1 protein-coding gene is annotated in these 12,554 nt (G+C 55.2%); it reads left to right on the forward strand.

The features are described 5' to 3' along the window. Positions 1-4: 4 nt before the first annotated feature. Positions 5-12,541 (forward strand): non-ribosomal peptide synthetase, encoded by a 12,537-nt coding sequence (locus FKG94_RS15705; protein ID WP_179957672.1) that lies wholly within the window; start codon positions 5-7, stop codon positions 12,539-12,541. Positions 12,542-12,554: the final 13 nt, after the last annotated feature.

The raw sequence follows: 12,554 nt of genomic DNA on the forward strand, positions 1-12,554 counted from the left end.
GGTGATGAAAACAATTAGAGAGTATTTGGCGGCTCACGCAAATACCCACCCATCTGATCGAGTCTTTACCTACATTGAAGATAGCGGCGAAAGCACCGGCATTAGTTTTTCCGAACTGCATCGAAAAGCGCTGTCAATCTGCCGGTATTTAAGCGGTCGTATCAAGCCAGGCGATCCCGTGGTGTTACTGCTGCCTCAGGGGTTGGATTATATACAGGCATTTCTCGGTTGTCTCTATGCCGGAGTGTTGGCAGTACCTCTGTATCCACCTGCAAATGCCAGGCACTTAGGTAGAATAGCCGCCGTCATCCAGGATTGCGGTGCGCGGCTGGCGCTCAAGAATGACTCGTTGAAAAACATCAGCCTGCCGATATCGGCATTAACGCTCGATGAGTGTCTGTGCCCCGCTGGCGCAGAGGTCTTGCCGGCCGCTGAGGCCGATCAGTTGGCATTCCTGCAATATACATCGGGCTCAACCGGCTCCCCCAAAGGCGTGATGGTATCCCACGCCAACATCCTGGCCAACCTGTCGTCTATCGAGGAGGCTGCCCAGTGTTCCCGGTCCGATGTGTTTTGCAATTGGTTGCCGCTGTTTCACGATTTAGGTCTTATCAACACGCTGCTGCTGCCTGTTTATCTGGGCTGTCACTCGATTCTGATGTCGCCGGCCCGCTTTGTGAAGCGGCCGCGGGCATGGCTGGAGTCAATTAGTGACAGTCGGGCAACTATATGCGGCGCGCCGAATTTCGCCTTTGATCACTGTATAAGCCGCATTGCGAAAGACCGTTTGGCCGGCCTTGATTTAAGTGCCTGGCGGGTCGCTTTCAATGCTGCCGAACCGGTGGATGCCAATACGTTAGCAAAGTTCGCCGAACACTTTGCGGCGGCCGGTTTTCGGCCACAGGCACTCTATCCGGCCTATGGGATGGCGGAAGCCACCGTCTTTATCTCCGGGGGAGTCCCCTCCCAGCCAGCGAAAATACAGTCTTACAATTCGGTTTCCCTCGGCGTCGGCCTGGCTGAGACAGATGCTAGCTTCGCCAAAAAGCAGGTGCTGGTGGGGTGCGGAAACGCCCCCTCCGGCCATAGGCTTAAGATTGTCTCGCCTGAGTCCCGCACCGAACTGCCCGAAAACCGGGTGGGGGAAATCTGGTTTTCGGGGCCAAGTGTGGCGCAGGGCTACTGGAATGACGCGGTAAAGACCAGGGAGACGTTTGGGGTAAAGCTGGCGAACGATCCGAGACCGTATCTGCGTACCGGAGATTTAGGGTTCTTCCATGAGGGAGAGCTGTTTATATCCGGACGTCTTAAAGATGTGCTGATTATCAAAGGTAGAAACTACTACCCCCAGGATATGGAGAGGCTGGCGCAGGATGTCCAGCCGGGGTTGGTGCGGGGAGGCGGCGTTGCTTTTGAAGTGGCGGGCAAGGCAATTCTGATACAGGAAGTCGAGCGGCTTCAACTCAGGGCATTCGACTACGAGGCGGCTTGCAAAAATATACAGGCGGCGATATTCGAGGACTACGATGTCTTACTGGAGGATATCGTTTTTATCAGGTTTGCCAGCCTGGCGAAAACCTCCAGCGGCAAAGTGCAGCGCCGTCTGACCAGAGAGCGCTATATAAAGAACGACATCGAGGCGCTTGCGAGTCTCAAAAGCCTGTCGGCGGTAAAAACTGACCAAAACTTTGTTCCAGCCACTGCTCTGGAGGAGAGGCTGTGTGCCATCTGGCAAGAGGTTTTCGATCTGGATGGCATCGGCGCCCAGGACAATTTCCTGTCTCTGGGCGGACACTCGCTGCTCGCCTCACGCCTTATCGCCATCATTCGGGATGAGTGGAATTGCGATATCACCCTGAGAGACCTGTTTGAGAATCAAACGATTCGAAGTTTGGCCCGTGTTATTGCCGCGAGCGGTGTCCGCGAACAGGCGTCTCCCGATAAGCGCGACAGTAAAGTGCCGCTGCAATTGTCGTATATGCAGGAAAGTCTATGGCTGATCGATCGCATCAACCCCGACACTACGCCCTACAATATCTGCAGGGCTTTCGAGTTGGTGGGTCGACTCAATCACCCTGCGCTGGAATGGGCGATACGGCAGATCGTAACCCGACATCACGTACTGCGCACGAAAATAGAAACGAATGAATCTGCAGAGCCGCTACCGGTTTTACAGGTGCCCGGGCAAGTGACCATCCCGATTGTAGAGTTGACGCCGGTGCCGGAGGCATACCAGGCGCAGGCCGTACTGCTTTACGCACGACAGGCCGCAACGACGCCCTTTAGACTGGATGCCGATGCAGTGATCCGGGTCAGGCTTTTGAAGCTGGCTGAGTCCAAACACATTCTGCTCGTAGCTTTGCACCATATCGCTTTTGATGGCTGGTCTGAGAGTATTTTTATCAGGGAACTCAGTGTTCTTTATAACCAGCTTGACGACGGCAGTGAAAATATCCTGCCGGCGCTTCAGGTTCAGTATAGCGACTATGCCAGGTGGCAGAGGGCCTGGATGTCTACCGGCATGGCGGGCCGGCATCTGGATTACTGGCGCCAACATCTAAATAACCTGCCGCGATTGCACGGGCTGCGTTTGGACCGACCGCGACCGGCTGAGCAGTGTTTCGCTGGCGCGAGCTACAAACAGGTCCTGACCGGTGAAGTCCCAATGCGGCTCTCTGCATTGGCGCAATCTCACGGTGTGACTCTGTTTATGTTGTTGCACGCCGCCTTCACCGTGCTGTTGTCCCGGCACTCCGGTCAGACGGACATTGTGGTGGGCGCACCCGTGGCGAATCGAGACAGGTCTGAGTTCACGCCGCTGGTTGGGCTGTTCGTCAATACGGTGGTCTTGCGTACAGACCTGTCAGATAACCCGCGTTTCGACCTGTTGTTACAGCGTTGTAAGGCGCTGCTATTGGCCGCGTATACCCACCAGCAGATACCGTTTGAAAAATTGGTGGAGGAGCTCCAGCCCGATCGCAGCCTGAGTCATTCGCCGCTGTTTCAGATAAAGCTCGCTTTGCAGAACAATGAAACCGTCGAATTTGACTTGCATCGTCTGTCTGTCACCGAGATGGAATTGCCCGATACAACCGTCGAGCACGATCTCTGCGTCGATGTCTATGAAAAAACAGATGGTTTGCATATTTTTTGGCGCTATGGAACGGCTTTATTTGAAGCCTCGACCATTGAGAAAATGGCGCTCCACTTTGCAGTGTTGCTCAAGGGGGTGGTGGATACGCCGCAGGCCGCGATAAGCACATTGCCTGTCATGACGCCCCTCGAGAGGCAGCGCCTGCTGGTCGACTGGAATGCGACGAAAAGAGATTTCCAAGAAACCAGATGCGTGCAGGAACTGTTTGAAGATTGTGTCAAGTCAGATCCGAGTGCCGTTGCGGTGGTGTTTGCAGACACGCAACTTACTTACGAAGCGCTCAACAAAGAGGCCAATCAACTGGCCCATTACCTGCTGGAACAGGGCGTAAAACCCGATGATCTGGTGGGACTGTGTGTCGAACGATCCCCGGAGACCGTTATTGGGATCTTAGGCATCCTGAAATCCGGCGCTGCTTATGTGCCGTTAGACCCGGGTCATCCCGAGGCGCGTATCCAGTACCAGTTGAACGATTCAGGCGTTGAAATCGTGTTGACTGAGAGTCATCTATTATCGGAACTGCCGCTGGGCGACCGGCGTGTGTTGGTGCTTGACGGTCATCTGCGCAGAGCCATACTGGCGCACTATTCGACCGGGAATCCACCGGTCCGCAAGCTCGGCTTGACACCCTCCCACCTCGCCTATGTTATCTACACATCCGGCTCCACCGGCAGGCCCAAAGGCGTCATGCTGCAACACAGTGGCCTGTGCAATCTGGTTGCCTGGCAGGCGCGCTATTACGGTGCCGGTAGTGGCAGCAGGGTCGCACAGTTCGCGTCCTACACCTTCGACGGCTCCGTGGGTGAGACGTTTATGGCGTTACTAAATGGTGCGACCCTGGTGATGCTGGACCGGCATCAGTCGCCGCAAAAGCTGATGCAAAACATCAACCGCCAGATGTTGACGACCATTGTTCTGGTGCCATCGTTATTGAGGGAACTGGACCCGTCACTGATCTCCCATTCCAACTCTCTGAATGTTGTGGCGGTGGGAGAGAGCTGCCCGGTCGATTTAGCGCAGAGGTGGTCACAGCACTGCCGTTTTCACAACGGCTACGGGCCGACCGAGTGCACCGTCTATTCCCATATTGCCAATGTCAATTGCCGCGAGATGGCGTTGGAACGCTTTTCAGTGCCTATCGGCAGGCCGATAGACAATATCAACGCCTACCTTTTGGACGATACCTGTAATCCTGTGCCCACCGGCGTGGTCGGCCATCTCTACCTTACCGGGGCGGGGCTGGCGCGGGGCTACCTGAACCGGCCGGACTTAACGGCGGCGAGGTTTATTCCCAATCCCTTTGTATCCACCGGGTCTCAGTCCGGGGAAGTCGCATCGAGACTATACCGAACCGGTGATTTGGCGCGCTACCGCAATGACGGCAGCCTCGAGTTTGTCGGCCGCAGCGACTACCAGGCCAAAATACGCGGCTTCCGTGTAGAGATGGGGGAAATAGAGGCGGTGTTGTGCGAGCACGAACAAGTTTCCGAGGCTGTAGTGGTCTTGCAGGGAGAGCCGGTACGGATGGTCGCCTACGTATCGACTGCCGGTTGTCGTTTTAGTGAGGAACGTGAGAAAACCGAATTTATCGCCGCTGTCAAGTTACACCTAAAGCGGTGTGTCTCCGGCTATATGCTGCCGTCGGCTTTTGTGGTTCTCGACCGCCTGCCTCTAACTGCGAATGGAAAGCTGGATAGAAACGCCCTGCCGGAGCCGGACCTCTCTGCGCCGCTGGCCAACCGGTATAGTGAACCGGAAACAGATATAGAGAATAGACTGTGTCAGTTGTGGCAAGTGTTGCTCAATGTCAAGCAGGTCGGTGTTGACGACGACTTCTTTGAACTGGGGGGGCAGTCGTTGTTAGCCGTGCGCATGGTCGCGCAGATTCGGGCGATTTTCAAGGTGGATATCGGCGTTCGCACCGTCTTTGAATGCAAAACGGTGCGGCGCCTGGCCGCTGGTGTAGAAACGGCGCTGGCGGCATCTTTGCCGGCCGCGCCCTTGCCCGCGCTGGCAGCCGCCCCCGGGGATCAGCCGCCGGTGTTGTCTTTTTCCCAACAGCGGTTGTGGTTGGTCGACCAGATAGAACCGGGTCAATATCAGTACAATATACCCATAGCGCTGCGACTGGACGGCCGCTTAAACAGCGCGGCGCTGGCGGCTGCGTTCAAAGCCGTTGTCGAGCGGCATCAGGTGTTGCGCACTGGAATAGAGGCAAGTGAATCGGGCGAGCCTCTGCAAGTGGTCCACAGCAGTGAGGATTTTTGTGTCGATGTCAATGATCTGACGGCGCTGCACGGGGAAAACCAGCACCAGGCCATTACCCACCTAATGCGCGAGGAGTCCATCGAGCCCTTTAACCTTGCCACCGATCTGATGCTTCGGGTAAAGCTGCTAAAATGTGCTGAACAAACACATGTCTTACTGATAACTCTGCACCATATAGCAGCCGATGCCTGGTCGGGGGTTATTTTAGTGCGTGAGTTTCCACAGCTTTACCAGGCGTTGACCGGCGCAAAACCGGTTCCGCTCGAAACGCCGGCTTTCCAATACACCGACTACGCCTATTGGCAACGCCACTGGCTGCGCGGCGACGTATTGAACACGCATTTGGACTTCTGGCGGCAACGCCTGCGGGAGCTTCCCGAGGTGCATGGACTGCCACTGGATCATCCGCGCCCGGCGCAGCAGGATTATCGGGGGGCCACCTGCGAGCAGCTTCTCGATGCTGATACGACCCGGGGACTGAATGCGCTGGCTCGTACCGGCGATGCCACATTGTTTATGGTTTTGCATGCGGCGTTTGCCGTGCTGCTGTGCCGGTTTAGCCATGAGGACGATATAGTGATCGGCACTCCAGTCGCCAACAGAGAGCTGGCGGAGTTGGAGTCAATGGTGGGTTTTTTCGTTAACACTCTGGTTCTGCGTTCGGATCTGTCGGACAATCCGGACTTTCTCACTGTGCTCGAGCGCAGCAAACACTATCTGTTGGGAGCCTATGAACATCAGCAGCTACCGTTTGAAAGGCTGGTGGATGACCTGCGACCCGAGCGCAATCTGAGTTACTCACCCCTGTTCCAAGTCAAACTGGCGTTGCAGAACAATGAGCTGGCCGAACTCCGGTTGCCCGGCTTGTGCATTAGCGGTATTGATAGTTTGACTGCGGTGGCCAAACACGATTTGAGTTTAGATGTGTTTGAGCAGAACGGTACGCTTAAGCTTTTATGGGAATATGCGACGGCGCTTTTTGATAAAACCACAGTCAACCGTCTGGCGGGCAACTTTGCCGTGTTACTGCGGGAGATAATCAAACAGCCTGATACCGGTATCAAAGACCTGGCGATTCTGACCGCCGAGGAGCAGAGCCAACTGCTATCGGCAGCTTGTGTTTCCAATCCTCGTTTTCCCAAAGCTATCTGCATACACAAGCTGTTTGAAAAGCAGGCGGAGGAAACACCGCAGGCCGCAGCGGTCGTATGTAACGGTGACACCCTAAACTATGCCGACCTCAACAGTGAGGCGAACAGAATTGCGCGGCACTTGCTGGAGTTGGGTGTTAAGCCCGATGTGTTAGTGGCACTGTGCGTAGACAACTCGATAGAAATGCTTATCGGCTTACTGGGTATATTGAAAGCGGGGGGTGCCTACGTACCTATCGATCCCGGGTACCCCCAAGACCGTGTTGGTTACATGTTGGCGGACTCGGGTGCCGGTATAGTCGTAACGGAAAAAGAACTGCTATCTGTGCTGCCGCTCGAAGACAAACAACTGGTGTTGGTCGACACTGATATACGCAAAGCGGTGTTGGCGGGTTACAGCGCCAACAATATCGATTCGGCGGAGACCTGCGTGCTGCCCGACCACCTCGCCTATGTTATCTATACTTCCGGCTCCACCGGACAACCGAAAGGCGTAGCTGTCGCGCACGATGCCCTGGTTAAATCGACGCTTTCGAGATTTGATGTGTATCACGACAAGCCGGAAAGCTTTGCACTGTTTTCATCCTATGCGTTTGACAGTTCCATTGCCGGTATCTTTTGGACGCTGCTGAGTGGAGGGAAACTGTGTATCGCAGAGCTGCGGGGAGGGTTGGACCCCAATAGCGTACAGACACTTTTGTCAGAGTGCGAGGTCAGCCACTTTCTCACCCTGCCCAGTGTATACATGGCCATGCTGCAAACCGGGATGCCCGCCCCGCCCGGGTTGAAAACCGTAATTGTTGCCGGTGAGGAATGCAGTCGGGGGCTTATCAAACGCCACCGGGCCGATCCACTCTGGCAGGGCTGCCGCTTGATAAATGAGTACGGTCCGACGGAAGCCTGTGTTTGGAGCAGCGTTTACGATTGCCGGGACTACAGTGCCGGACCGGTACCTATCGGGACGCCGGTTGCACATGTGAAACTTTATGTACTGGACGGTGAATTGCAACTCTGCCCGGTCGGCGTATTGGGGGAGTTGTATATTGGCGGTGTGGGACTGGCCCGGGGCTATCTAAATCGCCCCGATCTCAGTGCGGAAAGCTTCTTGCCCAGCCCGTTCCCGGACGCTAACGGCGCCCGGTTGTATAAGACCTGCGACCTCGTGCGCTGGTTGCCTGATGCAGAAGGCCGGCCGGCGCAACTTGTTTATATCGGGCGCGTCGACAGTCAGGTAAAAATCCGCGGCTTTCGCATCGAACTGGGTGAAATCGAATCCGCGCTTCTGGGGTTGGAGGGTATTGCCGATGTTGCTGTCGTTGCCAGGGGAACGCCCCAGAGATTGGTCGCCTATATAGTATCGCCGTCTTACGAAGGGAAAAATACGGTCGAACAGTTGCAGTACCTGGAATCACTGCGAGGACTGCTCGCCCGCTCGCTCCCTGACTATATGATGCCGGCTGTATTTGTACCCCTGTCCCGTTTGCCGGTGGCCCCGAATGGCAAGATTGATAAGGAGGCGCTGCCGGAGCCTGACCTGGCAGTGCGCCATGCCGATCAGTATGTGGCGCCGCAAAGCGAGATCGAACATCAGCTGTGTGGCGTATGGCAGGAAGTCCTGGGGTTGGAAAGCATCGGCACCAATGAAAACTTCTTCAGTATTGGCGGCGACTCGATCCTGTCCATCAAAGTGGTTGCCCTGGCCAAGCAACGCGGTATCAGATTCACTGTGAAAGACATTTTTACCTCGCAAACCATCGCCGCGCTGGCGATCTGTGTCAGCGAGAATGATGCCGATATGCAGGCGCCAAACGACGTGGCACCGTTTAGCCTGCTCAATGAAACCGAGCTTCGACGACTACGTCGCCTGAAAGGTAATAAGTTCATAGAAGACGCTTATCCGCTTTCGATGTTACAAATAGGGATGATATATGACAACCAGCTCAATCTGGAGAAAGGCACTTACCACGATATCATTAGTTTCCGGTTAAAGCAGAAGTGGTCGGAAGAGGCATTGCGCCGGGTTTTGCAGGCGGTCATGGCAGATAACGAGTTGTTGAGAAGCCTGGTGCGCTTCCAGGGGGAGCGACCACTGCATGTAATCTACAAGTCGCTGCCGGTGCCGGTAGTTGTCAAAGACGCCCGGTCCCTTATTGGCAGTGAGAGGGACAGGCTCTTTTCCGATTGGCTCGAAACAGAAAAAACCAAGCCTTTCAGTTGGAATGATCCACTCTGGTATGTGACCATTCACCGGTTCAGTGAGGATAGTTTCCAGTTCAGTTTATCGTGCCATCACGCCCTGTTGGATGGCTGGAGCGTGGCGAACTTGATAGCACAGGTATTTACCGGTTACCTAACTTCTCTCAAGGGACAGCCGCTGCATCCCACCGCGGCACTGCCCTATCGCTACTTTGTTGCAGAGGAATTGTCGGCCCTGGATTCATCCCGGGCAGCAGACTACTGGCGCCGGTATTTAGCCGACACCGAGTTGCCCTGGTGGACCGGGAGAAAGAAGGCGGCCGGCATCGCGCTGGAGTGGACACTTGACGAGGCTCGGTCCCTCGCCTTAAGGGAACTGGCCAGGGAGCAAGACGTGTCTGAGAAAACACTGTTTTTAGCTGCCCACATGACCCTGTTGAACCTGTTAAACGGCGGTCAGGCCGTTGCCAGCTCCATCGTGCTGAACAGCCGCCCGGAGCGAGCCGGTGGTGACAAGACGTTGGGCCTGTTTTTAAACTCTCTGCCCTTTTCGCTGCCTGAACCTGTCGATAACTGGGCACAACTGCTGGCTGCGGTGTATCGACAATTGCTGACTATGCTCGAATACCGGCACTATCCGCTTGCCAGTATCCAGCAGGAAAACAGTCTCGATTTTTCCGCAGCCCTGTTCGACTATATAAATTTCCACGTCCTGGACGAAGTCCAGGAACGACTGGAGGTTATCGAGCAGTATGGTTTTGTCGAGACCAATTATCTTTTTACCTTTACCTGTGCCAAAGATATTAAATCCCGGAATTATCAGTTGACGCTAATGGCGGACAGCAATATTTTCAGCCGGGAATTTTTGCAAAGGATAAAGGGGTACCTGAATAATATACTGGCCGAGATGATAAGGGATGTAAGCCGGGTTATAGACCATAGCCGCCTGCTCGCAGATGCAGAAATACACCGCTCCCTGGTCGAGTGGAACGGCACCACACGCCCTTATCCAAAGGATGCAACTGTCGGCAGGCTTTTCGAGACGCACGCAGCGCGCACCCCTGATGCCCTGGCGCTGGTTTGTGCGGACAGGCAGCTTTCTTACCAGGCGCTTAACACCAGGGCCAACCAGGTGGCGCGCGCGCTGATCGATCGGGGCGTCGGTCCCGATACCCTGGTTGGACTGTGCGTGGCGCGTTCGCCGGAACTGGTTATTGGCCTGCTCGGGGTTCTCAAAGCGGGCGGCGCCTATGTGCCTTTGGACCCGGATTATCCGTCGGACCGCCTGCGCTATATGTTGGAAGACTCCGGCATTGGCATAGTTTTGACGCACCGACACTTGCAGCAAAAGCTTGTTGCGGGGGATCGTCACCCTTCCAGACAGCTGCTGTGTTTGGATCGATTCGAATACTTTGCCGCCTATTCCGGCGCTGACATCGATGTAGCTACGTTGCAGTTAAAGTCCCGGCATATGGCGTATGTAATATACACCTCGGGCTCCACCGGCCAACCCAAAGGCGTCACAGTGTCACATCGAAGTGTGGGTAACCTCGCCTCCTGGCAGGCCCGTTACTACGGGGTCTCAGCCGGCAGTAAAATAGCGCAGTTCGCCTCCTACAGTTTCGATGGTTCCGTCGGGGAAACGTTTATGGCGCTGCTCAACGGCGCCACACTGGTGATGCTGGACAGACGGGAGTCGTCGCAAAACTTAATGGCAAGCATCAACACCGAAGCCATTAATGTCATCGTGCTGATACCCTCGCTGCTAAAGGAGTTAAACCCGAAGGTAATTGCCAGGCCGGACGCGTTAACGGTAGTCGCGGTGGGCGAAGCCTGCCCTGTGGAGCTGGCCAGAACCTGGTCCGGGTACTGCAATTTCCGCAATGGCTACGGACCGACGGAATGCACTGTTTATTCTCATATAGCGGCTGTCGGCGCAGACTCACTCAGCAATCACACGGCGGTGCCTATCGGCAAACCCATAGACAATACCAAGGCTTATGTATTGGACAGTCGGTATAACCCGGCGCCGGTGGGCGTTATGGGTGAGCTTTACCTGGCGGGGGCGGGGTTGGCCCGCGGCTACCTTAACCGGCCCGAGTTGACCGCCGAAAAATTTATTCCCAATCCGTTTGCCGCCTATACGCGGTACCGCTACAGGGGCGTACTGGCCGACCCCGGCGCTATGCATTCGCCCCTGGCCGCGAGTGCTGAGACAAACACGGCGGGTGCCGGTATAGACGCCAACCGAGTCATCCCCGGTAGCGAACTTACGCGTATTGTCGAGACTGCATTAGGGCCGGATGCAGAAGACCTGGTGAGTAAAACTGCCCGCTTTATCCGCCGGCATGAAGCGAACCCGACCACGTATGAGTGTTTCCAGCGCTACGTTATGGAGGGTATCAAGAACAGCTATGCCTCAGGTGGTATGGGAAAACCTGTGTTGCGCAAACTACTGCCCTTCGACAGTTACGACAATATCAAGGGGGTGGATTTCGGTTTTGGCAATGCAGAGGTGTTGCGGGCATTGAGCGAATTGGGGGCCTCGGTTGTCGGTCTCGATATCAGTCCGATATTTGTGCAAAGAGCGCGCACCGCCGGCTTTGATGCCCGGATGGTAAAAATTGATGTCGAACCCGAGTCATTTCACCGGGAAAGCAACCTGGCGGCGGAGAGCCTCGATTTCGCCATTTCCACCTTGACGATAGACCGCGTGGAACAGCCCGTTAACCTGATAAAGAATATTTTCTCGGTGTTGAAGCCCGGAGGGCGCTTTTCTATACAAACACTGCTACCTGTCGTGGCCGTGGAGGACGGCGATATCGACGCACCTGTTATTTATACCGCAGAGACCGACAGGATTACCCGGGGAGAGAACGCCCACGAAGACCGGGCAAAGATTGTCAGTGAGTTGGCCCGGCTGGGCGGCTCGGGTATCGATGTTTACAAGGTGCCCTATATCGTCAGAAGTCGAGATGGTCTCCAGGAGTATACCGTATGGTGTTTCTCCGGTTGTAAGCAGCCGGTGGACATTCAACGGATGGAAGACAGTCGTTTGTACAAAACCGGCGATCTGGTTGTTTGTCGGCCTGATGGAAACCTTGAGTTTGTCGGTCGGGTTGACCACCAGATAAAAATGCGCGGCTACCGGATTGAAACGGGAGAAGTAGAATCGGTACTGAAAAGTCACCACCAGGTGGCAGATGCCATAGTCATGGCGAGTGAGGACGCCGACTACCTGATAGCCTATATACTGACAACCGTAAAAACTGGACCGCAACAACAGCCGGCTTTGATCGATTCTCTGCGCGACTACCTCAGAAACACCCTCTCCGAATATATGATCCCGTCAAAGTTCATAATGCTGGAGGCTTGGCCGGTTACCGCTAATGGAAAGCTCGATAGAGACGCGCTGCCTGCACCGGAGGCAACCCCGCCGGCGGCTTCCGCCTATGTGAAACCGGTCACCGACACTGAGCGGCAGCTTTGCGAACTGTGGCAGATGCTGTTGCAAGTCGAAAAGGTGGGCATCAAGGATAACTTTTTTCGATTGGGCGGACATTCGCTATTGGCGGTTCGGCTGATAACTGAAGTTTGCGCCAGGTTTTCCATCGATATTGATGTTCGGGCTCTGTATGCGCAGAAGACGGTTGGTGGTCTGGCAGGACTGATTGACGAGGAGATAGCTTTGCAGAGACTGTCGTCCGGGGATCTGGACCTGGAGGCGCTGTCTGAAGAAGAACTTGATCGGTATCTGGAAAAACTCTCATAAAAAGGAGTCCAAC

The sequence above is a fragment of the Exilibacterium tricleocarpae genome, from assembly GCF_007004655.1.
Taxonomy (GTDB): Bacteria; Pseudomonadota; Gammaproteobacteria; order Pseudomonadales; family Cellvibrionaceae; genus Exilibacterium; species Exilibacterium tricleocarpae.

Excerpts from the sequence above, each read along its gene's own strand:
- FKG94_RS15705 (WP_179957672.1), top strand. The coding sequence starts at position 5 with ATGAAAACAATTAGAGAGTATTTGGCGGCTCACGCAAATACCCACCCA.